The organism is Rathayibacter sp. AY1H2 (assembly GCF_002931985.1).
Taxonomy (GTDB): Bacteria; Actinomycetota; Actinomycetes; order Actinomycetales; family Microbacteriaceae; genus Rathayibacter.
The window spans coordinates 62,496-84,090 of record NZ_PSUV01000017.1 but is presented as its reverse complement, the minus strand read 5'-3'; the positions used below and the strand labels follow the sequence as shown (position 1 = coordinate 84,090).

Sequence of the window (21,595 nt, the reverse complement as noted above, 5' to 3'; positions counted from 1 at the left end):
CGATCGCCGCCTCCTGATCCCGGATCACCAGCCCCACCCCCCTGCACCACCCCGCCACTCGGGAGCCGGGACGCTCCTGAGGCGTCCCGGCTCCCGAGTGGCGGGGTGGTGCAGGGGGGTGGGGCTGGTGATCCGGGATCAGGAGGCGGCGATCGCCTCGGTGACCGCGGAGCGGGCGTCGGCGGCGCTGTCGGCGGCGAGAGCGAGCTCCGCGTACCGCTTGGCGTCCTCGAGGGTGTGCTCGGCCAGCTCGGCGCGGACGTCGGCGAGAGCCGACGGCGACATCGAGAGGGTGGTGGCGCCGAGGCCGACGAGGACCACGGCGAGCAGCGGGTCGGCGGCGGCTTCTCCGCAGATCCCGACGGGCTTGCCCAGCGCCGCTCCCGCGCGGCCGACCTCGCCGACGAGGCGGAGCACGGCCGGGTGCCACGGGTCCTGGAACGCCGAGACCGTGCCGAGCATGCGGTCGGCGGCGAGCGTGTACTGGGTCAGGTCGTTGGTGCCGATCGAGGCGAAGTCCGCGACTCCGAGGATGCGGTCGGCGAGCAGGGCGGAGGAGGGGACCTCCACCATCACTCCGGCGGTGCGGATGCCGAGCTCCCGCGCCATCGAGGTGAAGTAGCGGGTCTCGTCCACGGTCGCGACCATCGGCGCCATGACCCAGAGGTCGGCGTCGGTGGCGGCGTCGGCCTGGGCGAGGGCGGTGAGCTGGTCGCGGAGGATCTGCTCGCTGGCGCGGAGGGCGCGCAGTCCGCGGAGACCGAGGGCCGGGTTCTCCTCGTGGTCGTCGTTGAGGAAGCTCAGCGGCTTGTCGGCGCCGGCGTCGAGCGCGCGGACGACGACCTTGCGGCCGGGGAACGCAGCGAGCAGGCGCGTGTACTGCTCCGCCTGCTCGGCGACCGAGGGCGCCTCCTTCGCGTCGAGGAAGAGGAACTCGGTGCGGAACAGCCCCACTCCCTCGGCGCCGAGCTCGACCGCGTTCGCAGCGCCGTCGGCCGAGCCGAGGTTCGCGAGCAGCGGCACGGCGTGGCCGTCGGCCAGCGCGCCGGGGACGACCGGTGCGGCGAGCATCTCGGCGCGCTCGGCGATCGAGGACTTCGCGGCGCCGATCTCGGCGTCCGAGGGGTTCACCGTCACGACGCCGGAGGTGGCGTCGAGGATGACGAGCTGGCCGTCCCGCAGGTCGAGGGCGCCGGTGGTGCCGACGATGGCGGTGATCGACTTCTCCCGGGCGAGGATCGCCGTGTGCGAGGTCGGTCCACCGTCGCTGGTGATCAGGCCGAGGACCTTCTCGAGGTCGAGCAGCGCCGTGTCGGCCGGAGCGAGGTCGCGGGCGACGAGCACGAACGGCTCGTCCGACTCGGGGACGCCGGGAGCGGCGACGCCGCGCAGGTGCGCCACGACGCGCTGCGAGACGTCGTCGAGGTCGGTCGCGCGCTCGGCCATGTAGCCGCCCATCGCCACGAGCAGGTCGCGGAAGCCGGCGAAGGCCTCGTGCACGGCGCGCTCCGCGGTCTTGCCCCCGGCGATCCGCGCCTTGACGTCGTCCCCGAGGGACGGGTCCTCGGCCATCAGGGCCTGGGCGTCGAGGACGTCCTTCGCCGAGCCGCCGGCCCGCTCGCCTCGGTGGCGGATCGTCGCGGCGGTGGCGGACAGCGACGAGACGGCGCGCTCCTCCTCCTGGGCGACGCTGCGGGTGCTGGCGGTGTCCTCGGGCTCGGGCAGCGGCTCCGGCATGCGCAGGACCGGCCCGAGGGCCAGCCCGCGTCCCACTCCGGTGCCCTGGAGCTTGGCGGAGGCGTAGGCGGTCTGAGGAGTGGACAGCGTCATGGGTGCTCGTTCCTGTCGTGCGGAGTGCGGGCGGGAGAAGAGGATGCGGGGGGCCGGGAGAGAGCGGGGCGGCGGCGTGGGCCGGGAGAGGGCGGGGCCGGGTCCCGCAGGCGCCTGATGCGACCCGGTGAGGGTCGCCGTCACGCTCCAGGGGCTGCCGCGGCTACCGGCGCCGTGGGCGCCGGGGCCGGCCGCCTCGCGTGACGCTAGGCGTCACGCGTCGTGGTCGGTGGTGAGGAAGGTCGCGAGCTCCTCGAGCACGGCCTGCTCGTTGTCGCCCTCGACGCTGACGGTGAGCTCGTCGCCGTGCTCGATGCCGAGCGAGATGATCCCGAGGATCGACGCGGCGTTGACCGGGGTCGCGTCGCCCTTGGCGACGAGGACCTTCTGACCCGACTTCGCCGCGGCCTGGCTGAAGAGCGAGGCGGGGCGGGCGTGGAGGCCCTTCGACGATGCAACCTGCACGGTGCGCTCGACCATGAACGTTTCTCCTTGATCCTGCAGTCGCGACTGCATCAGTGGTGCCCGGAGTCGGGCTGGCCCGGACGGACCGGGCGGGTGGAGGAGTCCCCGTCCGCGCCTGCGACGACCGCGCGAGCGGCGAAGAGGACGGGCAGGGTCTCGAGCACGGCATCGGCACCGTGCGCTCCGAAGACATCGGGCGGGAGGAGGGCGGCCGCGGCTCCCACGAGCTCCGCACGGTGGCGGAGTCCGTCGAACTGCGACTCGAGGTGCGGCCCCACGAGGAGGACGTCGGCCTCGGGGAGGGAGTGGTCGAGACCGGTGAGGGTCTCGGAGCGGAACACGGCATCCATGCCGCGCTCCTTCGCGCCCGCTCGCAGCCGGTGGGCCAGGAACGTGCTCGACGCGCCTGCACCGCAGACGATCAGGATCTTCCGCACCTCGTTCGCCTCCTCGCGTCCGGGTCGTGATTCATCCAAGCATCCCCTCGGAGGGGCGGCACCCTCCAGCAGACAATCTTCCGCGGGGGCGGAAGACGGCCCCTTCCACCCGCGGCGCGGGGGCTCCCGGGCGCGTCGCCGGGGTGATTGACTGACGGGACGTACGACTCGCCGCCCGCGTCCTGCGGGCCCGCGGCAGGGTCGTGGCGCTCCCGGCGCCCGCCCCGACCGCACGCCTGGAGCCTGATGCCTGACAACCGCGAACGACTGCTGGAGTACCTCTCCCGCGCCGACGGCTGGGTGACGGCGCACGAGCTCGCCGACAGGCTCGGAGTCACCACCCGCAGCGTCCGGAGCTATGTCACCGCGGTGAAGGCGCAGGCCGCCCCGCTGGAGCCGGTCGAGTCCTCCGCGAACGGCTACCGGCTCGCGCGCGAGGCGTACGCGGCGTACCTGGAGGCGCAGCGCAGCCGCGACGTCGAGCCCGACACCCCGCGCGACCGGCTGTACAGCATCGTCCGCCGCCTGGTCGACTCCGACGAGGGCCTGGACGTCTTCGCCCTCGCCGACGCGCTGTCGGTGAGCGAGTCGACCGTCGACGCCGATCTGCGCCGGGTGAAGGCCCTCGCCGACGAGGCCGGCCTCGGGCTGGTCCGGCGCGGCCCGTCGGTGCGCCTCGAGGGCAGCGAGGAGGCCCGCCGCCGCCTGATCTCGCGGATGTTCCGCGACGAGAGCGCGCAGGGCGTCTTCACGCTCGACGACGTCCAGCGCGAGTTCGCCTCCCCCGGCCTCGGCGCCTTCAAGACCGAGCTGCTGGCCGAGCTCGAGACCCGCGGCTACTACATCAACGACTACGGCGTGAACAGCGTCCTCCTCCACATCGCGATCGCCGTCGACCGCGTCGCCCGGGGCATCGGGGACCCCTCCGGCTCCCGCCCCTCCCCCGCGGTCCACGGCGAGCTCGCGGCCCTGCTGGCGGAGCTGGTGGAACGGCACTTCGCGACGCACCTGACCGACGCCGAGCTCGCCCAGCTCGCGATCCTGATGACGACGCGGGTGGCGACGCCCGGGCAGAACGAGCCGGTCGCCGCCGTGGTCGAGAACTACCTCGACCCGGAGGACCTCGCCGTCGTCCGCGAGCTCGTCGCCGACGTCAACCGCGAGTACCTGGTCGACCTCGACGACGATGGCTTCATCGTCCGCCTCGCCCTGCACGTGCGGAACCTGATCGCCCGGGCCTCCGAGGGCGGCTACTCCCGCAACCCGCTCACCCGCTCGATCAAGACCAGCTACCCGATGACCTACGAGATCGCGGTGTTCCTGGCGAGCGGGCTGCAGCGCCGGCGGGGCGTCGTGGTCAACGAGGACGAGATCGCCTACATCGCCCTCCACGTCGGCTCCTTCCTCGAGCGGGTGTCCCGGCGGGAGGAGCGTCTGTCCTGCGTGATCGTCTGCCCCAACTACTACGACCTCGCGCACATGCTGCGCCTGCGCGTCGAGCGCTCCCTCGGCACGGAGGTGGAGGTCCGCTCGCTGATCACGCGGAGCGACGTCGACTGGGACCGTCTCACCGCCGACCTCGTGATCACCACGATCGACGAGCGCCCCGCGTCCGACGACGTCGTGGTGGTGCAGCCGTTCCTCACCGACCACGACGTCGAGACGGTGCGCCGCGCCATCGCCCGCGTCCGCCGGCACCGCCGCCGCGCGCAGATCAAGGACGAGCTGCTGCAGTTCTTCGACGAGGAGCTGTTCTTCCGCAACGTGCACGCGCGCGACGAGGCGGCGATGATCCGGATGCTGGGCGAGCGGATGATCGCCGGCGGCATCATCGACGAGGACTACGTCGACGGCGCCATCGAGCGCGAGCGGATGAGCTCCACGGCGTTCACCGACAACCTCGCGGTCCCCCACGCGATGGCGATGAGCGCCCGCCGCACCTCGATCGCGATCGTCGTGAACGACACGGCGATGGAGTGGGGCGAGCAGCGGGTGAACGTGATCGCGATGATCGCGTTCGCCTCGGCCGGCCGCAGCACCTTCCAGTCGGTGTTCGACCAGTTCGTCGAGGTGTTCGCCGACCGGGCGGAGGTGCAGCGCCTCATCCGGCGCTCCACGGACTTCGGCGGCTTCATCGAGGAGCTGGTGCGGGTGATCGACAGCTAGCCGACACCCGCACTCCGGATGGAGCCGGAGGGCGCTGTCGTCCTCCCGCTCCCGCGCTTCGTGGGCGCCCGACGGTCCCCCGCCGGGCGCGAGAGGCCACGAGGAGCCTCCTCCGCATCGGATCGGAGGAGCTCCGCGTTGGGGCCTCTAGGCGAAGGGCGTCGGCACGATCCCGTAGGGGGCGAGGCCGACCGCGCCGCCGTCGGCGAGCGTGGTGACCCAGATGCCGTCGTGGTGCACGGCGACGGAGTGCTCCCAGTGGGCGGCCATGCTGCTGTCCTCGGTCGCGACCGTCCACTCGTCCTCGCGGACGAAGGTCTCGGCGCTGCCCGCGGTGACCATCGGCTCGATCGCGACGACGAGTCCCGGCTTCACCTCGGGGCCGCGCTGGCGCACCCGGTAGTTGAAGACCGGCGGAGCCTCGTGCATGGTGCGCCCGATGCCGTGGCCGATGTAGTCGGTGAGGATGCCGTAGACGCGGCCCGAGCGCTCGGCCTCGTCCTCGATGTACTCCTCGATCGCCGCGCCGACCTCGTTGAGATGGCGGGCGGAGGCGAGGGCGGCGATCCCCCGCCACAGGGATCCCTCGGTCACCCGCGAGAGCTCGGCGCGTGCCGCGACCTCCTCCGGGCGGGAGGGATCGGGCAGGACCACCGTCATCGCGGAGTCGCCGTTCCAGCCGTCGATCTCGGCGCCGCTGTCGATGGAGACCAGGTCGCCCGGCTCGAGCACGCGCCCGCCGGGGATGCCGTGGACCACCTCGTCGTTGACCGAGGCGCAGATCGTGTGCCGGTAGCCCGGGACGAGCTGGAAGTTCGAGTGGCCGCCGAGCGCGACGATCGCCGCCTCGGCGATCGCGTCGAGCTCGAGCGTGGTGACGCCCGGGCGGACCGCCGCGCGGACCGCGTCGAGCGAGGCGGCCGTGGCGAGGCCCGGAGCGAGCATCGACCGCAGCTGCGCGGGCGTCTTGTAGAGCGAGGAGCGGAACGCCACGGCTCAGGCGGCCGGGGTGTCGAGGCGGCCCACGCGGTGGCCCTCGAGGGCGACGACGGTCCGCTCGGTCACCTCGTCGACCGGCCCGAGGCCGTCGACCACGACCACGAGCCCGCGGGCCGCGTAGACGTCGATGAGCGGAGCGGTCTGCTCCTCGTAGAGCGCGAGTCGGCGCCGGATGACGTCCTCGGTGTCGTCGCTGCGCCCCTGCTCGAGCGAGCGCTTGAGCAGGCGGCCGACGACCTCGTCGGGATCGGCCGTCAGCTGGACGACCGCGTCGAGCCGGTTGTCGTCCGCGGCGAGGATGCGGTCGAGCTCGTCGACCTGCTCCGTGGTGCGCGGGTAGCCGTCGAGCAGGAACCCGGTCGACGCGTCCGCCTCCTGGAGGCGGTCGTGCACGATCGCGTTGGTCAGCTCGTCCGGCACGTAGCGCCCGTTGTCGAGGTAGGCCTTCGCCTGGAGACCGAGCTCGGTCTCGTTGGCGACGTTCGCGCGGAAGATGTCCCCGGTCGAGATGGCGGGCACCCGGAGGATGTCGCTCAGCCGAGCGGCCTGGGTCCCCTTGCCTGCGCCGGGAGGGCCGATCAGCAGGAGACGGAAGCCGATCGGGTGCGACGTCATCGGAGGAGTCCTTCGTAGTGGCGCTGCTGCAGCTGGGAGTCGATCTGCTTCACCGTCTCCAGGCCGACTCCGACGATGATCAGGATGGACGTGCCGCCGAAGGGGAAGTTCTGGTTCGCACCGACCAGCGCGAGAGCCACGAGGGGCACGAGCGCGATGAGGCCGAGGTAGACCGATCCGGGCAGCGTCACCCTGGTGAGCACGTAGTTGAGGTACTCGGCGGTCGGGCGGCCGGCGCGGATGCCGGGGATGAACCCGCCGTAGCGCTTCATGTTGTCGGCGACCTCGTCCGGGTTGAAGGTGATCGCGACGTAGAAGTAGGTGAAGCCCACGATCAGGAGGAAGTACAGCGCCATGTAGAGCGGGTGATCGCCCTTGGTGAGGTAGTTCGTGATCCAGGTGACCCAGACCGGGGCCTCCTGGCCCGCGGCGGGCTGGTTGAACTGCGCGATGAGCGCGGGCAGGTACAGCAGCGACGAGGCGAAGATGACGGGCACGACGCCGGCCATGTTGACCTTGATCGGGATGTAGGTGTTGTTGCCGCCGTAGGTGCGGCGGCCGACCATCCGCTTGGCGTACTGCACGGGGATCCGCCGCTGCGACTGCTCCACGAAGACCACGGCGACCACGAGCACGAGGCCCACGCCGAGGACGAGGAGGAAGGTCTCGAAGCCGCGCGACTGCGCGATCGACCACAGGGAGGTGGGGAACTGGGCGGCGATCGAGGTGAAGATCAGCAGCGACATGCCGTTGCCGATGCCGCGCTCGGTGATGAGCTCGCCCATCCACATGATGATCCCGGTGCCCGCGGTCATGGTGATGACCATGAGGAGGATGGAGTACCACTCGTCGGTGATGATGAGCGCCGAGCACTCCGGGACGCCGGAGTTGCCGAAGAGGGCGCCCGAGCGGGCGACGGTGATCAGCGTCGTCGACTGGAGGACGCCGAGCGCGATGGTGAGGTACCGCGTGTACTGGGTGAGCTTGCCCTGACCGGACTGCCCCTCCTTGTACAGGGTCTCGAAGTGAGGGATGACCACGCGCAGCAGCTGCACGATGATCGACGCCGTGATGTACGGCATGATCCCGAGCGCGAAGATCGACAGCTGGAGCAGTGCTCCACCGCTGAAGAGGTTCACGAGCTCGTAGAGACCCGAGGTGCCCTGGTTGCCGGCGAGACAGGCCTGCACGGCGCTGAAGTCGACGAACGGAGCAGGGATGAAGGATCCCAGCCGGAAGATCGCCACGATCGCGAGGGTGAAGCCGATCTTGCGGCGGAGGTCGGGGGTGCGGAAGATCCGCGCAACGGCGCCAAACACTACCTAAGGTCTCCTGCTCAATTCTGTGGTGCGGGATACAGGTCGAGCTTGCCACGCGCTCCCGGAGGGAGTCGGCGTGACAAGCTCGACCGACAAGCTGCTGGTGCTACTTGATGGATCCGCCCGCAGCGACGATCTTCTGCTCGGCAGAGCTGGAGACCTTGTCGACCGCGACGTTCAGCTTAACCGCAATGTCGCCGTCCCCGAGGACTTTGACCTTCTCGTTCTTGCGGACAGCACCCTTGGCGACCAGGTCGCCGATGGTGACGTCGCCGCCCTGGGGGTAGAGCTCCGCGAGAGCGGACAGGTTCACGACCTGGTACTCGACCCGGAACGGGTTCTTGAAGCCGCGCAGCTTCGGGGTGCGCATGTGCAGCGGCATCTGCCCACCCTCGAAGCCGACTCGCACCTGGTAGCGGGCCTTGGTGCCCTTGGTGCCGCGACCGGCGGTCTTTCCCTTGGAGCCCTCACCGCGACCCACGCGGGTCTTGGCCTTCTTGGCTCCGGCAGCGGGGCGGAGGTGGTGGACCTTGAGCACGTGCTCCTTGGTCGCCGGCACCGCCGCGCCCTTCGTGGTGGTCGCCTGCGCGGGAGTCGTGGACTCCGCGGCGGCGGCCTTCTTCGTCTCAGCCATTAGTCAATCTCCTCGACCTTCACCAGGTGGGCGACGGTCTTCACGTATCCGCGGTTCTGGGCGTTGTCCTCGCGGACGACGCTCTGACCGATCTTCCTGAGGCCGAGCGAGCGCAGCGTGTCGCGCTGGTACTGCTTCTCGCTGACCTTCGACTTGATCTGGGTCACCTTGAGCTGGGCCATCAGGCACCTGCCTTCGCGTTGGACGCGGCGGCGAGGGCGTCGGCCTCGGCACGGACGAGACGTGCCGGCGCGACCTGGTCGAAGTCGAGACCACGACGAGCGGCGACGGCGCGCGGCTCCTCGAGCTGCTTCAGAGCCTCGACGGTCGCGTGGACGATGTTGATGGTGTTCGACGAGCCGAGCGACTTGCTCAGGACGTCGTGGATGCCGGCGCACTCGAGGACGGCGCGGACGGGACCGCCGGCGATGACACCGGTACCCGCGGCGGCGGGGCGCAGGAGCACCACACCGGCGGCGGCCTCACCCTGGACGGGGTGCGGGATGGTCGAGGCGACGCGGGGGACGCGGAAGAAGTTCTTCTTCGCCTCCTCGACGCCCTTGGAGATGGCGGTCGGGACCTCGCGGGCCTTGCCGTAGCCGACGCCCACCAGTCCGTTGCCGTCTCCGACGACCACGAGCGCGGTGAAGCTGAAGCGACGGCCGCCCTTGACGACCTTCGACACGCGGTTGATGGTCACGACGCGCTCGAGGAACTGGCTCTTCTCGGCGTCACGGCCACCGCGGTCGCGGCCACCCTGGTTGCGGTCGCGGCCGCCGCGGCGGGGCTCACGAGCCTCCTGCTGCGGCTGCGTGGACGCAGCGGTCTCGACGGGGGCCTCCGACACAGCGGCGACCTCGGGTTCCTTGTTCTCTGCGGCGCTCACAGGTTGAGCCCTGCCTCTCGTGCTCCATCGGCGATCGCGGCGACGCGACCGGCGTACTTGTTGCCTCCGCGGTCGAAGACGACCGCCTCGACACCGGCGTTCTTGGCGCGCTCGGCGACGAGCTCGCCGACCTTGCGGGCCTTGGCGGTCTTGTCGCCATCGAACACGCGCAGGTCGGCCTCGAGGGTCGACGCCGACGCGAGGGTGCGGCCCTGAGCGTCGTCGACGACCTGCACGAAGACGTGGCGGGCCGAGCGGTTGACGACGAGGCGGGGGCGCTCGGCGGATCCGACGACCTTCTTGCGCAGACGGTCGTGACGACGACCGCGCGCAGCGGACTTGCTCTTTCCTCTGGTTCCGAGTCCCATGATCACTTACCGCTCTTTCCGGCCTTGCGGCGAACGACCTCGCCGGCGTAGCGCACGCCCTTGCCCTTGTAGGGCTCGGGCTTGCGGATCTTACGAATGTTGGCGGCCACCTCACCGACGGCCTGCTTCGAGATGCCGTGCACGGTGAGCTTGTTGTTGCCCTCGACCGTGAACGAGATGCCCGCGGGCGGGGTGACGACGACCGGGTGCGAGAAGCCGAGCGCGAACTCGATGTCCGAGCCCTTCGCCAGCACGCGGTAACCGGTTCCGACGACCTCGAGGCCCTTGGAGTAGCCCTGCGTGACACCGATGATGTCGTTCGCGATGAGCGTGCGGGTGAGGCCGTGGAGCGAGCGCGACTCGCGCTCGTCATCGGGACGCGAGACCAGCACCTGGCCGTTCTCGACGGACACCTGGATGGGGCTGGCGACCGAGACGGTCAGCTCGCCCTTGGGGCCCTTGACGGTCACAGCGGATCCGGCGACGGAGACGTCGACGCCCGCCGGGATCTCGATGGGGAGTCTTCCAATACGCGACATGAGGGGTTACCACACGTAGGCGAGGACTTCCCCACCCACGCCCTTCTTCTCGGCCTGGCGGTCGGTCAGGAGACCGCTCGAGGTGGACAGGATGGCGACGCCGAGGCCGCCGAGCACGGTGGGGATCTCGGCCGACTTCGCGTACACGCGGAGTCCGGGCTTCGAGACCCGCTTGATGCCGGCGATCGAGCGCTCGCGGTTCGGGCCGTACTTGAGGGAGATGGAGAGCGTCGTGCCGACGCGCGCCTCCTCGACCTTCCAGTCGGCGATGTAGCCCTCGGTCTTGAGGATCTCGGCGATGTTCGCCTTGAGCTTCGAGCCCGGGAGGGTGATGGAGTCGTGGTGCGCGGAGTTCGCGTTACGGATTCTGGTCAGCAGATCTGCGACCGGATCAGTCATGGTCATGGCTGATGGTGCCTTTCTCGCCTGGTTTCGGCACCCTTTACAAGAGTGACGACCTGTGGTGTGGGACGGCGCCGACGACGTCGACGCCCATGCGGCCGCGCAAACGCAGGCCAACGAGCCATGCTACATGGCCGAGGCCCTGCGGTCGAGGGCCGATCGTGCACGGGATCCGGGGGTCCCGCGTGGCGCCCGCCGCCGGCTCCGGACGGACCGGTCCGGCGGCGGACGCACGACGAGGCCGGAGGGCGGTTCTCACCGTCCCCCGGCCTCGAGGCTTGCTGCTTACGCGTTGTCCGACGACTTGAACGGGAAGCCGAGCTGCTTGAGCAGCGCGCGACCCTCGTCGTCGGTCTTGGCGGTGGTCACGACGGTCACGTCGAAGCCGCGGACGCGGTCGATGCGGTCCTGGTCGATCTCGTGGAAGATCGACTGCTCCGTGATGCCGAAGGTGTAGTTGCCGTTGCCGTCGAACTGGCGGTCCGACAGCCCGCGGAAGTCGCGGATGCGGGGCAGCGCCACCGAGAGCAGGCGGTCCAGGAACTCCCAGGCGCGGTCGCCCCGGAGGGTGACGTGAGCGCCGATGGCCTGACCCTCGCGCAGCTTGAACTGCGCGATGGACTTGCGGGCCTTGGTGACCTGCGGCTTCTGACCGGTGATGGCGGTGAGGTCCTTGACCGCGCCGTCGATGATCTTGCCGTCGCGGGCGGCCTCACCGACACCGGTGTTGACGACGACCTTGACCAGGCCGGGGACCTGGTGGACGTTGCCGAAGCCGAACTGCTCCTTGAGAGCGGGGATGATGTCGGCCTGGTACTTGGCCTTGAGCCGCGGCTGAACCTTCGCAGCCACTGCGGTGGTGTCAGTCATTACAGTTCCTCACCCGACGCCTTCGCGTAGCGCACGCGAACGGTCTTGGTCACGCCGTCCTTGGTGACGGCCACGTTGCGGTGGCCGACCCGGGTCGGCTTCTTGGTCTTCGGGTCGACGAGCGCGACGTTGGAGATGTGGATCGAGGCCTCGACGGTCTCGATGCCGCCCTCCTTCGAGCCGCGCTGCGTCTGGCCGACGCGGACGTGCTTCTTGACGAAGTTCACGCCCTCGACGACGACGCGGTTGCGCTCGACCAGCACCTCGAGGACCTTGCCCTGCTTGCCGCGGTCTCCACCGCGGGCCTGGGTAGCGCCCGAGATGACCTGGACGAGGTCACCCTTCTTGATCTTGGCCATGACTAGATAACCTCCGGTGCCAGCGAGACGATCTTCATGAACTTCTTGTCGCGGAGCTCGCGACCGACCGGTCCGAAGATGCGGGTGCCACGGGGGTCCCCGTCGTTCTTGAGGATGACGGCGGCGTTCTCGTCGAACTTGATGTACGAGCCGTCGGCGCGACGGGTCTGCTTGATGGTGCGGACGATGACGGCCTTGACCACGTCGCCCTTCTTCACGTTGCCACCGGGGATCGCGTCCTTGACGGTGGCGACGATGATGTCACCGAGGCCCGCGTAGCGGCGGCCGGAGCCTCCGAGGACGCGGATGGTGAGGAGCATCTTGGCGCCGGTGTTGTCGGCGACCTTGACTCGGGATTCTTGCTGAAGCATGTGTCTCTCCTGCTAACTCAAGTAGGCCGCGGCCTACTTGGCCTTCTCGAGGATCTCGACCAGGCGCCAGCGCTTGGTGGCGCTGAGGGGACGGGTCTCGCTGATGACGACGGAGTCGCCGATGCCGGCGGAGTTCAGCTCGTCGTGGACCTTGACCTTGGACGTACGGCGGATGACCTTGCCGTACAGCGGGTGCTTCACCCGGTCCTCGACCTCGACGACGATGGTCTTGTCCATCTTGTCGCTGGTGACGTAGCCGCGACGGGTCTTGCGGTATCCGCGAGCGCCCGCCTCCTTCACGTCGTGGGCGGCCGACTCGTGGCCGGCGCTGTCATTGACGGTTGCCATTACTTGGCCTCCTCGTTCGACTCGGTCGCCTCGACCTCGGCCTTGGCGGCCTTCTTGGTCTTCGGCTTCTTCTCCGCCTTGGCCGGGGCCTCGACGGGTGCGGGGGTGGCGCGGATGCCCAGCTCGCGCTCACGGATGACCGTGTAGATGCGGGCGATGTCGCGCTTGACGGCACGCAGGCGGCCGTTGGTGTCCAGCTGACCGGTGGCCGACTGGAAGCGGAGGTTGAACAGCTCCTCCTTGGCCTTCTTCAGCTCGGTGACGAGACGCTCGTCCTCGTAGGTGTCGAGCTCGGCGGGGGCGAGCTCCTTGGATCCGATCGCCATTACGCGTCTCCCTCCTCGCGCTTGATGATGCGTGCCTTGAGGGGCAGCTTGTGGATGGCACGGGTCATGGCCTCACGAGCGAGCTGCTCGTCGACGCCGGCGACCTCGAAGAGGACGCGACCCGGCTTGACGTTCGCGACCCACCACTCCGGCGAGCCCTTACCGGAACCCATGCGGGTCTCGGCCGGCTTCTTGGTGAGCGGACGGTCGGGGTAGATGTTGATCCACACCTTTCCGCCGCGCTTGATGTGACGCGTCATCGCGATACGAGCGGACTCGATCTGACGGTTGGTCACGTAGGCGGGGGTGAGGGCCTGGATGCCGAACTCACCGAACGACACCTTGGTGCCACCGGTGGCCTGGCCGGACCGGCCCGGGTGGTGCTGCTTGCGGTGCTTGACTCGACGCGGAATCAACATGGTTATGCCTCAACTCCTGCTGCGACGGGCGCCTCGCTCTGCTGGCGGGGTGCACGGCGCGGACGGTCGCTGCGCTCGGGGCGCGACGACTTGCTGTTCGCCTGCTCGCGGGCGAGCTCCTTGTTGGTGATGTCGCCCTTGTAGATCCAGACCTTCACGCCGATGCGGCCGAAGGTGGTCTTCGCCTCGTAGAAGCCGTAGTCGATGTTCGCGCGGAGGGTGTGCAGCGGCACGCGTCCCTCGCGGTAGAACTCCGAGCGGCTCATCTCGGCGCCGCCGAGGCGGCCGGAGACCTGGATGCGGACGCCCTTGGCGCCGGCGCGCTGAGCGCCCTGCAGGCCCTTGCGCATCGCGCGGCGGAAGGCCACGCGGGCGGAGAGCTGCTCGGCGATGCCCTGGGCGACCAGCTGAGCCTCGGCCTCGGGGTTCTTGACCTCGAGGATGTTCAGCTGGATCTGCTTGCCCGTGAGCTTCTCGAGGTCGGCGCGGATGCGCTCGGCCTCGGCGCCGCGGCGGCCGATCACGATGCCCGGGCGGGCGGTGTGGATGTCGACGCGGACGCGGTCACGGGTGCGCTCGATCTCGATGCGGGCGACGCCCGCACGGTCGAGCTGCGTGGCGAGGAGTCGGCGGATCTTGACGTCCTCGGCGAGGTAGTCGCTGTACCGCTGGCCCTTCTTGGTGCTGTCGGAGAACCAGCGCGACACGTGGTCGGTGGTGATTCCCAGACGGAAACCGTAGGGGTTTACTTTCTGACCCATTACTTGGTCCCCTCCTCAGGAGTGGCCAGCACGACGGTGATGTGGCTGGTGCGCTTGTTGATGCGGAAGGCACGACCCTGAGCACGGGGCTGGAATCGCTTGAGGGTGGTTCCCTCATCGACGAAGGCGCGGGACACGATCAGGTCCTGGTCGTCGAGGTACTCGTTCGAGGCATCGGCCTTGACGCGAGCGTTGGCCATCGCCGAGGCGACGAGCTTGTAGACGGGCTCGGACGCACCCTGCGGCGCGAACTTCAGGATGGCCAGTGCCTCCTGAGCCTGCTTCCCGCGGATCAGGTTCACGACACGGCGAGCCTTCTGGGGGGTGACGCGGATGTGTCGCACGCGTGCGATCGACTCCACCATTTCTCTCCTCCTTCTCGTCGCCGCGTCAGCGGCGACGGCCCTTCTTGTCGTCCTTCTCGTGACCGCGGAAGGTCCGAGTGGGGGCGAACTCGCCGAGCTTGTGGCCGACCATGGTCTCGGTCACGAACACGGGGATGTGCTTGCGACCGTCGTGGACCGCGATGGTATGACCCAGCATCGCCGGGATGATCATCGAACGGCGCGACCAGGTCTTGATGACGTTCTTGTTGCCGGCTTCGTTGGCCGTGAACACCTTGCGGAGCAGGTGGTCGTCAACGAAGGGGCCCTTCTTGAGACTGCGAGGCATCTTCTACAACTCCTACTTGCGCTTCTTACCGGCGGTGCGGCGGCGAACGATGAGCTTGTCGCTCTCCTTGTTGGGGCGACGGGTGCGTCCCTCGGACTGACCCCACGGGCTGACCGGGTGGCGTCCACCGGAGGTCTTGCCCTCTCCACCACCGTGCGGGTGGTCGACCGGGTTCATCGCGACACCGCGGACGGTCGGGCGGACGCCCTTCCAGCGCATGCGGCCGGCCTTGCCCCAGTTGATGTTCGACTGCTCGGCGTTGCCGACCTCGCCGATCGTGGCGCGGCAGCGCGCGTCGACGTTGCGGATCTCGCCCGACGGCAGGCGGAGCTGCGCGTAAGGGCCGTCCTTGGCGACGAGGCGGACCGAGGTGCCGGCCGAGCGGGCGAGCTTGGCGCCGCCTCCCGGCTTGATCTCGATGGCGTGGATGACCGTACCGGTCGGGATGTTGCGCAGCGGCAGGTTGTTGCCGGGCTTGATGTCGGCGCCGGCGCCCGACTCCACGACGTCGCCCTGCGAGAGCTTGTTCGGGGCCAGGATGTAGCGCTTGGTGCCGTCCACGAAGTGGAGCAGCGCGATGCGCGCCGTGCGGTTGGGGTCGTACTCGATGTGAGCGACCTTGGCGTTGACGCCGTCCTTGTCGTTGCGACGGAAGTCGATCAGACGGTACTGGCGCTTGTGGCCACCACCGATGTGACGCGTCGTGATGCGGCCGGAGTTGTTGCGGCCACCGGTCTTGGACAGCGGGCGCAGGAGCGACTTCTCGGGCGTCGAGCGGGTGATCTCGGCGAAGTCGGCAACGCTGGAGCCGCGGCGACCGGGAGTCGTGGGCTTGTACTTACGAATAGCCATTGTCTGTTTCCTCTACGCTTCTTCGGCTCAGCCGACGCTCGTGAAGATGTCGATGGAGCCGGACTTCAGCGTGACGATCGCGCGCTTGGTGTCCTTGCGCTTGCCGGTGCCGAACTTCGTGCGGCGGGTCTTGCCCTGGCGGTTCAGCGTGTTGATCGACGCGACCTCGACGCCGAAGATCTTCTCGATGGCGAGCTTGATCTCGGTCTTGTTCGAACGCGGGTCGACCACGAAGGTGTACTTGCCCTCGTCGATCAGGCCGTAGGACTTCTCCGAGACCACCGGGGAGATGATGACGTCGCGGGGGTCCTTGTTGAACGCGGCGGACTGGCTCATGCGTTCACCTCTTCCTTGTTGGACTCGACGCCCGACTTGGCCGCGATGAACGCGTCGAGCGCGCCCTTCGAGAACACGATGTCGTCGGAGACGAGCACGTCGTACGCGTTGAGCTGGTCGGCCGGCAGGATGTGCACGAACGGCACGTTGCGGAGCGAGAGCTCGGCGATGTAGTCGTCGCGCTCGAGCACCACGAGGACGTTGCGCGACACCGAGAGGGCGTCGAGCAGGACGAGGACGTCCTTGGTCCGGGGGGTGTCGCCGAGGGCGAGGGACTCGACCACGTGGATGCGGGCACCGCGGGCGCGGTCCGAGAGAGCACCGAGCAGAGCCGCGGCGATCATCTTCTTGGGGGTGCGCTGCGCGTAGCTGCGGGGGGTCGGTCCGTGGACCACGCCACCGCCGGTCATGTGCGGGGCGCGGATCGAGCCCTGACGAGCGCGACCGGTTCCCTTCTGCTTGAACGGCTTGCGACCGGCTCCGGAGACCTCACCGCGGTTCTTCGTCTTGTGGGTTCCCTGGCGCGCCGCGGCGAGCTGGGCCACGACGACCTGGTGGATGAGGGGGATGTTGGTCTGGACGTCGAAGAGCGCGGCGGGGAGCTCGACCGAGCCCGCCTTCTGGCCCTTGACGTCGATGATGTCGACAGAGGTAGCCATGGAACTACGCTCCCTTCACGGCGTTGCGAACGAACACGAGGCGACCGCGGGCACCGGGGACGGCGCCCTTGACGAGCAGCAGGCCCTTCTCGGCGTCGACGGAGTGCACCTTGAGGTTGAGCACGGTGACGCGCTCGCCACCCATGCGACCGGCCATGCGCATGCCCTTGAAGACACGGCTGGGGGTCGAGGAGGCGCCGATGGAGCCGGGCTTGCGGTGGTTGCGGTGCGAACCGTGCGAAGCCGAGACGCCCTTGAAGTTGTGACGCTTCATGACACCGGCGAAGCCCTTGCCCTTGCTGGTGCCGACGACGTCGACCTTGGTGCCGGCCTCGAAGACGGCGTCCACGGTCAGCTCCTGGCCGGCCGAGTAGTCGGCGGCGTCGGAGGTGCGGACCTCGGTGAGGTGGCGGCGGGGGGTGACGCCCGCGGCGTCGAAGTGACCGGCGGCGGGCTTGTTCACCTTGCGCGGGTCGATCGCACCGGCGGCGAGCTGGACGGCGGTGTAGCCGTCCTTCTCCTCCGTGCGGACCTGGGTCACGACGTTGGGGCTGATCTCGATGACGGTGACCGGCACGAGCTTGTTGTTCTCGTCCCAGACCTGGGTCATTCCGAGCTTGGTGCCGAGGAGGCCCTTGCTGGTCTTCAGCGTGGGGGAAACAGTGACAGACATGGTGGCACTCCTCCTTAGAGCTTGATCTCGATGTTGACGTCGGCCGGCAGGTCGAGGCGCATGAGCGAGTCGACGGCCTTGGGCGTCGGGTCGATGATGTCGATGAGGCGCTTGTGGGTGCGCATCTCGAAGTGCTCGCGGCTGTCCTTGTACTTGTGGGGAGAACGGATCACGCAGACCACGTTCTTCTCGGTCGGCAGCGGCACGGGGCCGACCACCGTTGCACCGGCACGGGTGACCGTGTCGACGATCTTGCGCGCCGACGTGTCGATGACCTCGTGGTCGTACGACTTCAGTCGGATGCGGATCTTCTGTCCCGCCATGTGTGATCTCTCACTCTCTTGTTATTGCGTCGTACGCGACTCCCCCGGCCGGAGCCGGACTCGTCTCGCATTGGACGCGCTCGCGAAGGAACTCCGGTGACCCGGAAAAGTGCAACCAGTGTTCTTCTGTCAAAAGCACCGCACCCTCGGAGCGCTCCGATCGGCGTGCAGAACGCACGACGCACGGAGAACCCGTTGAGATGTCGGTTGTTGTCGTTCTGCTACCCGCCGCCTCGACGTCGCACCCGCGCGGCCGCCCTCTCGGGTCGAGCCTCCGCGATGCCGTCTCGGCACTGCCTGGCAGTGTCCCCCTCCGAGCAGCACGCCGCCCGAGAGGAAATTTTGAACTAGAAGAGTCTCCCACAGATGCCCCACCCCTGCAACCCGGGCGTGTCGCGCCGGAGGGCTCCTTCGCGAGCACGTCGTGACGGCCCTGGGGAGCCGGTCGCTCCGAGCAGCAGCGCGGGTCGGAGCGCCTCCCCCGCTACTCGAAGAGCAGCGCCCGGACGGCGGTCTCGGCCGACGCGGGGCGCGACGCGTCGATGGTCTCGCCGGCGCGGAAGTGGTCGAGCAGCCGCGGGTCGACGTAGCTGGCGCGGGCGACCGTCGGCGTGTTCCCGAGCACGTCCGAGGCGTCGCGCATCGCCTGGGCGATCGCGGAGTTCCGAGCGCGCTGCGTGGCCTGCGGGCCCGACTTCGCCAGGCTCAGCGCGGCCGCGACCGTGCCGTGCAGAGTGCGGAAGTCCTTCGCCGTGAAGTCGTCGCCGGCGCGCTCGCGCACGTAGTCGTTGATCTCGGGCGCCGAGATCGGCCGCCACTCCCGCCCGTCCTTCCAGGCGAGCAGGCGGGCGTTCGGCCCGCGACGCTTGAGAGCACGGACGACGCGCGAGAGGTCGTGGTCGAGGATCTCGCTCGTCCACGCCTGATGGCTCTTCCCGGGGAAGGCGAGGGCGACCCGGTCCCCGTGGGTCGTGGCGTGCGCGCACAGGAGCGTCGAGAGGCCGATGCTGCCGTGCTCCTTCGCGTACCTCTCGCTGCCGACGCGGAGCGATCCGGTGTCGAGCATCCGGAAGGCGGTGGCCAGCGCGCGCTCGCGGCTGGGTCCGTCCGAGCGAAGGGCGATGGTCACGGCCCGGCGCGCCCCGGGCAGGGCCTCCGCGAGCCGCAGCGCCCGGTCGAACTTGATCCGGTCCTTCTGCTCGCGCCAGGTCGGATGGTAGATGTACTGGCGGCGGCCGGCGGAGTCGACGCCGGTGGCCTGGATGTGCCCGTTGGGATACGGGGCGATCCAGACGTCCGTCCAGGCCGGCGGGATGCCGAGATGGTCGAACCGCGCGCGCAGCTCCTTGTCGGCGACGGTCGCGCCCTTCGGGTCGCGGTAGCTGAAGCCGGAGCCCGCGCGCACCCGGGTGTAGCCGCGCCCGCTCGAATCGGTCCTGCGGAGTCGTTGCGCGCGAGTGTCAGCCATCGATCCGACGATAGGACGGCGGATCCGAGGCCCGCACCCGCTTGACGGCGGGGAGGAGCAGTCGGACGGCAGCCGCTACTCGTTGCCGATCCGCTTGTCGGCCTGGCGCTTCAGGTCCTCGATGCGGTCGTCGTACTTGCCGTTGGTGAGGCGGCTGGCGATCTCGCCCGCCTTCTCGAGGGTCTGGTCGGAGACCTGCTCGGCCTTCTCGCTCCGCAGCGCGTCCTGGGCCTTCCGGCTGTTGAGCAGTTCGCCGGCCTGGCGTCCGAGCTTCCCGAGATCCACGATGATGCCTCCTAGTAAACGCGCACAGGGCAGCGCGTGCCTCAGTGTGGCGCTCCCGGCTGGGGGAACGGTGCGGGCGCGCCGGTCAGCCGGCCAGTGCGATCACCTGCTCCGCCGCGTCTGCCAGGGCGCGGCCGTAGGAGGGACCGTGACCGGCGGCGTGGACGGCGAGCGGGTGCAGCTGGTGGAGTGGCACCCGCTCCTCGTAGCCGGCCCCCAGCGGATGCTGCTCGCGGTAGCCCTCGAGGACGGCGTCGAGGTGCGGAGCACCGAAGAGGGCCAGCATCGCCAGATCGGTCTCGCGGTGTCCCCCGTGAGCGGCGGGGTCGATCAGGACGGCGTCGTCCGCCGTCCAGAGCACGTTGCCGGTCCAGAGGTCCCCGTGGATCCGCGCGGGCCCCGCACCGTCGTCGAAGGCTCCGGCCGCCACCCGGCCCAGAGCCTGCTCGACGAGCCGCGACTCGGCTGCCGTGAGGTTGCCCGCCTCCACGGCGGGGCCGAGGAACGGCCGCACCCGCTGCTCCGCGTAGAAGCGCCCCCACGAGTCGTCCGGGCGGCACGGCATCCCGCGGCGGCCGATGTACGCGGGGCCGGTCCATCCCGGGGGCGGCGCTCCGAACGCCGCGGCTCCGGCGTCGTGCGTCCGGGCGAGCGCGGCGCCGAGAGCCCGAGCCGACTCGGCCGAGGGACGCACGGAGCGGATCTCCTCCAGCTCGATGCGCCCGGGCGACACCCTCTCCACCCCGACACAGCGCGCACCGCCGTCCGCCTCGCGCAGCCAGTCCAGGCCGGCCGCCTCCCACTCGAAGAACTGCGGGAGGGCACGGGGGTCGCTCTTCACGAAGGGCATGCCGCCACGCTAGCCGGGCGTCCCCGGGAACGACGAGAGGGGCCGCCCGCCGAAGCGGACGACCCCTCTCGAGAGATCGGTAGGACGGACCTACTTGATGATCTTGGTGACCGTACCGGCACCCACGGTGCGTCCACCCTCACGGATGGCGAAGCCGAGGCCCTCCTCCATGGCGATCGGCTGGATCAGCGCGACCGTCATGTCGGTGGTGTCGCCGGGCATGACCATCTCGGTGCCCTCGGGCAGCGTGATGACGCCGGTGACGTCGGTGGTGCGGAAGTAGAACTGCGGACGGTAGTTCGCGTAGAACGGGTTGTGACGCCCACCCTCATCCTTGGACAGGATGTACGCGGTGCCCTCGAAGTCCGTGTGCGGCGTGACCGAACCCGGCTTGACGACGACCTGGCCGCGCTCGACGTCCTCGCGCTTGGTGCCGCGGAGGAGCAGACCGCAGTTCTCGCCGGCCCAGGCCTCGTCGAGCTGCTTGTGGAACATCTCGATTCCGGTGACCGTGGTCTTCTGCGTCGGGCGGATGCCGACGATCTCGACCTCGGAGTTCAGAGCGAGGGTTCCACGCTCCGCACGGCCGGTGACGACGGTTCCACGACCGGTGATCGTGAAGACGTCCTCGATCGGCATGAGGAACGGCTTGTCCTTGTCGCGCACCGGGTCCGGGATGGACTCGTCGACCGCGTCCATCAGGTCGAGGATCGACTGGGTCCAGGTGTCGTCGCCCTCGAGGGCCTTGAGGCCGGAGACGCGCACGACGGGGGCGTCGTCGCCGGGGAAGCCCTGCGACGAGAGGAGCTCGCGGACCTCGAGCTCGACGAGCTCCAGGATCTCCTCGTCGTCCACCATGTCGGCCTTGTTCAGCGCGACGAGGAGGTAGGGGACGCCGACCTGCTTGGCGAGGAGGACGTGCTCACGGGTCTGAGCCATCGGGCCGTCGGTGGCGGCGACCACGAGGATCGCGCCGTCCATCTGGGCCGCGCCGGTGATCATGTTCTTGATGTAGTCGGCGTGACCCGGGGCGTCGACGTGCGCGTAGTGGCGCTTCGGCGTCTCGTACTCGACGTGCGAGATGTTGATCGTGATGCCGCGCTGGCGCTCCTCGGGAGCGGAGTCGATCGACGCGAAGTCACGCTGGACGTTGGTCGCGGACGGGAACTTGTCCGCCAGAACCTTCGAGATCGCCGCGGTGAGCGTGGTCTTTCCGTGGTCGACGTGACCGATGGTTCCGATGTTGACGTGCGGCTTGGTCCGCTCGAACTTGGCCTTAGCCACTGTGGGTCCTCCTCAGGACTTAGGTGCAAGCATCCGCATCCGGGCGGCCGCACGGGGCGGCACGAGGACAGGAGGACTT

31 protein-coding genes are annotated in these 21,595 nt (G+C 69.4%); 1 reads left to right on the top strand and 30 read right to left on the bottom strand.

Annotated elements, in window-relative coordinates; all coding sequences use genetic code 11:
• Positions 1-138 precede the first annotated feature (138 nt).
• The 3 genes from ptsP to C5C29_RS12835 all read right to left on the bottom strand — a co-directional run bounded on the left by ptsP (position 139) and on the right by C5C29_RS12835 (position 2,771).
• A complete protein-coding gene (gene ptsP, locus C5C29_RS12845) occupies positions 139-1,737 on the bottom strand; it encodes a phosphoenolpyruvate--protein phosphotransferase (RefSeq protein ID WP_374953994.1) in 1,599 nt (532 codons plus the stop codon).
• Positions 1,738-2,043: 306 nt separating this feature from the next.
• Positions 2,044-2,310, bottom strand: a complete 267-nt coding sequence (locus tag C5C29_RS12840; protein ID WP_104224553.1) for an HPr family phosphocarrier protein — start codon at positions 2,308-2,310, stop codon at positions 2,044-2,046.
• 35 nt (positions 2,311-2,345) lie between these two features.
• Positions 2,346-2,771, bottom strand: coding sequence for a PTS sugar transporter subunit IIB (locus tag C5C29_RS12835; RefSeq protein ID WP_181074977.1), 426 nt, complete (start codon positions 2,769-2,771; stop codon positions 2,346-2,348).
• A gap of 207 nt (positions 2,772-2,978) precedes the next feature.
• On the opposite strand from C5C29_RS12835, the gene C5C29_RS12830 reads away from it, so the two are divergent.
• The gene (locus C5C29_RS12830; RefSeq protein ID WP_104224555.1) at positions 2,979-4,898 is read left to right on the top strand and encodes a BglG family transcription antiterminator; all 1,920 of its coding nucleotides are present in this window, start codon (positions 2,979-2,981) and stop codon (positions 4,896-4,898) included.
• A 147-nt stretch (positions 4,899-5,045) separates the two neighbouring features.
• Here the strand turns inward: C5C29_RS12830 and map are convergent, their stop codons facing one another.
• From map to tuf, 27 genes are all read right to left on the bottom strand, one after another.
• On the bottom strand, positions 5,046-5,891 hold the full coding sequence (gene map / locus C5C29_RS12825; protein WP_104224556.1) for a type I methionyl aminopeptidase: 846 nt from the start codon (positions 5,889-5,891) through the stop codon (positions 5,046-5,048).
• A gap of 3 nt (positions 5,892-5,894) precedes the next feature.
• Positions 5,895-6,512 carry an adenylate kinase gene (locus tag C5C29_RS12820; RefSeq protein WP_181027194.1) on the bottom strand — a complete coding sequence of 206 codons (618 nt, stop codon included), beginning with the start codon at positions 6,510-6,512 and terminating at the stop codon, positions 5,895-5,897.
• A complete protein-coding gene (gene secY / locus C5C29_RS12815) occupies positions 6,509-7,831 on the bottom strand; it encodes a preprotein translocase subunit SecY (RefSeq protein ID WP_104224557.1) in 1,323 nt (440 codons plus the stop codon). The genes C5C29_RS12820 and secY overlap by 4 nt, the downstream gene beginning before the upstream one ends.
• A 106-nt stretch (positions 7,832-7,937) precedes the next feature.
• Positions 7,938-8,465: a 50S ribosomal protein L15 gene (gene rplO, locus C5C29_RS12810; RefSeq protein WP_104224558.1), complete on the bottom strand. Its 528-nt coding sequence runs from the start codon at positions 8,463-8,465 to the stop codon at positions 7,938-7,940.
• The gene (rpmD, locus tag C5C29_RS12805; protein ID WP_181024623.1) at positions 8,465-8,647 is read right to left on the bottom strand and encodes a 50S ribosomal protein L30; all 183 of its coding nucleotides are present in this window, start codon (positions 8,645-8,647) and stop codon (positions 8,465-8,467) included. The genes rplO and rpmD overlap by 1 nt, the downstream gene beginning before the upstream one ends.
• Positions 8,647-9,351: a 30S ribosomal protein S5 gene (gene rpsE, locus C5C29_RS12800; RefSeq protein ID WP_104224559.1), complete on the bottom strand. Its 705-nt coding sequence runs from the start codon at positions 9,349-9,351 to the stop codon at positions 8,647-8,649. The genes rpmD and rpsE overlap by 1 nt, the downstream gene beginning before the upstream one ends.
• On the bottom strand, positions 9,348-9,719 hold the full coding sequence (rplR, locus tag C5C29_RS12795) for a 50S ribosomal protein L18 (protein ID WP_056037296.1): 372 nt from the start codon (positions 9,717-9,719) through the stop codon (positions 9,348-9,350). Before rplR ends, rpsE begins: the two co-directional genes overlap by 4 nt.
• 2 nt (positions 9,720-9,721) lie before the next feature.
• Positions 9,722-10,258: a 50S ribosomal protein L6 gene (rplF, locus tag C5C29_RS12790; protein WP_104224560.1), complete on the bottom strand. Its 537-nt coding sequence runs from the start codon at positions 10,256-10,258 to the stop codon at positions 9,722-9,724.
• Between the two features lie 6 nt (positions 10,259-10,264).
• Positions 10,265-10,663 carry a 30S ribosomal protein S8 gene (gene rpsH, locus C5C29_RS12785; protein ID WP_068209423.1) on the bottom strand — a complete coding sequence of 133 codons (399 nt, stop codon included), beginning with the start codon at positions 10,661-10,663 and terminating at the stop codon, positions 10,265-10,267.
• Between the two features lie 282 nt (positions 10,664-10,945).
• Positions 10,946-11,530: a 50S ribosomal protein L5 gene (rplE, locus tag C5C29_RS12780; protein WP_068209425.1), complete on the bottom strand. Its 585-nt coding sequence runs from the start codon at positions 11,528-11,530 to the stop codon at positions 10,946-10,948.
• A complete protein-coding gene (rplX, locus tag C5C29_RS12775) occupies positions 11,530-11,889 on the bottom strand; it encodes a 50S ribosomal protein L24 (RefSeq protein WP_104224561.1) in 360 nt (119 codons plus the stop codon). The genes rplE and rplX overlap by 1 nt, the downstream gene beginning before the upstream one ends.
• A gap of 2 nt (positions 11,890-11,891) precedes the next feature.
• Positions 11,892-12,260: a 50S ribosomal protein L14 gene (gene rplN / locus C5C29_RS12770; protein WP_104224562.1), complete on the bottom strand. Its 369-nt coding sequence runs from the start codon at positions 12,258-12,260 to the stop codon at positions 11,892-11,894.
• A 33-nt stretch (positions 12,261-12,293) separates the two neighbouring features.
• On the bottom strand, positions 12,294-12,608 hold the full coding sequence (rpsQ, locus tag C5C29_RS12765) for a 30S ribosomal protein S17 (protein WP_104224563.1): 315 nt from the start codon (positions 12,606-12,608) through the stop codon (positions 12,294-12,296).
• Complete coding sequence (gene rpmC / locus C5C29_RS12760) at positions 12,608-12,934, bottom strand: 50S ribosomal protein L29 (protein WP_104224564.1); 327 nt, start codon at positions 12,932-12,934, stop codon at positions 12,608-12,610. Before rpmC ends, rpsQ begins: the two co-directional genes overlap by 1 nt.
• Positions 12,934-13,353, bottom strand: coding sequence for a 50S ribosomal protein L16 (gene rplP / locus C5C29_RS12755; protein ID WP_068209436.1), 420 nt, complete (start codon positions 13,351-13,353; stop codon positions 12,934-12,936). The genes rpmC and rplP overlap by 1 nt, the downstream gene beginning before the upstream one ends.
• A 2-nt stretch (positions 13,354-13,355) precedes the next feature.
• A complete protein-coding gene (gene rpsC, locus C5C29_RS12750) occupies positions 13,356-14,114 on the bottom strand; it encodes a 30S ribosomal protein S3 (RefSeq protein WP_068209439.1) in 759 nt (252 codons plus the stop codon).
• Positions 14,114-14,479, bottom strand: coding sequence for a 50S ribosomal protein L22 (gene rplV / locus C5C29_RS12745; protein WP_077221988.1), 366 nt, complete (start codon positions 14,477-14,479; stop codon positions 14,114-14,116). Before rplV ends, rpsC begins: the two co-directional genes overlap by 1 nt.
• A gap of 25 nt (positions 14,480-14,504) precedes the next feature.
• Positions 14,505-14,786, bottom strand: coding sequence for a 30S ribosomal protein S19 (gene rpsS, locus C5C29_RS12740; protein ID WP_055787078.1), 282 nt, complete (start codon positions 14,784-14,786; stop codon positions 14,505-14,507).
• 12 nt (positions 14,787-14,798) lie between these two features.
• On the bottom strand, positions 14,799-15,638 hold the full coding sequence (gene rplB / locus C5C29_RS12735; protein ID WP_068251462.1) for a 50S ribosomal protein L2: 840 nt from the start codon (positions 15,636-15,638) through the stop codon (positions 14,799-14,801).
• A 27-nt stretch (positions 15,639-15,665) separates the two neighbouring features.
• The gene (gene rplW, locus C5C29_RS12730) at positions 15,666-15,974 is read right to left on the bottom strand and encodes a 50S ribosomal protein L23 (RefSeq protein WP_068209445.1); all 309 of its coding nucleotides are present in this window, start codon (positions 15,972-15,974) and stop codon (positions 15,666-15,668) included.
• On the bottom strand, positions 15,971-16,633 hold the full coding sequence (rplD, locus tag C5C29_RS12725; protein WP_104224565.1) for a 50S ribosomal protein L4: 663 nt from the start codon (positions 16,631-16,633) through the stop codon (positions 15,971-15,973). Before rplD ends, rplW begins: the two co-directional genes overlap by 4 nt.
• Before the next feature lie 4 nt (positions 16,634-16,637).
• Positions 16,638-17,306, bottom strand: a complete 669-nt coding sequence (rplC, locus tag C5C29_RS12720) for a 50S ribosomal protein L3 (RefSeq protein ID WP_104224566.1) — start codon at positions 17,304-17,306, stop codon at positions 16,638-16,640.
• A 14-nt stretch (positions 17,307-17,320) separates the two neighbouring features.
• Positions 17,321-17,629: a 30S ribosomal protein S10 gene (rpsJ, locus tag C5C29_RS12715; protein WP_005050520.1), complete on the bottom strand. Its 309-nt coding sequence runs from the start codon at positions 17,627-17,629 to the stop codon at positions 17,321-17,323.
• 484 nt (positions 17,630-18,113) lie between these two features.
• Positions 18,114-19,097 carry a DNA topoisomerase IB gene (locus tag C5C29_RS12710; RefSeq protein ID WP_104224567.1) on the bottom strand — a complete coding sequence of 328 codons (984 nt, stop codon included), beginning with the start codon at positions 19,095-19,097 and terminating at the stop codon, positions 18,114-18,116.
• Positions 19,098-19,172: 75 nt separating this feature from the next.
• Positions 19,173-19,382, bottom strand: a complete 210-nt coding sequence (locus C5C29_RS12705; protein ID WP_159939075.1) for an antitoxin — start codon at positions 19,380-19,382, stop codon at positions 19,173-19,175.
• An 85-nt stretch (positions 19,383-19,467) separates the two neighbouring features.
• Positions 19,468-20,232, bottom strand: coding sequence for a fructosamine kinase family protein (locus C5C29_RS12700; RefSeq protein WP_104308451.1), 765 nt, complete (start codon positions 20,230-20,232; stop codon positions 19,468-19,470).
• A 90-nt stretch (positions 20,233-20,322) separates the two neighbouring features.
• A complete protein-coding gene (tuf, locus tag C5C29_RS12695; RefSeq protein WP_104224570.1) occupies positions 20,323-21,516 on the bottom strand; it encodes an elongation factor Tu in 1,194 nt (397 codons plus the stop codon).
• Positions 21,517-21,595: the final 79 nt, after the last annotated feature.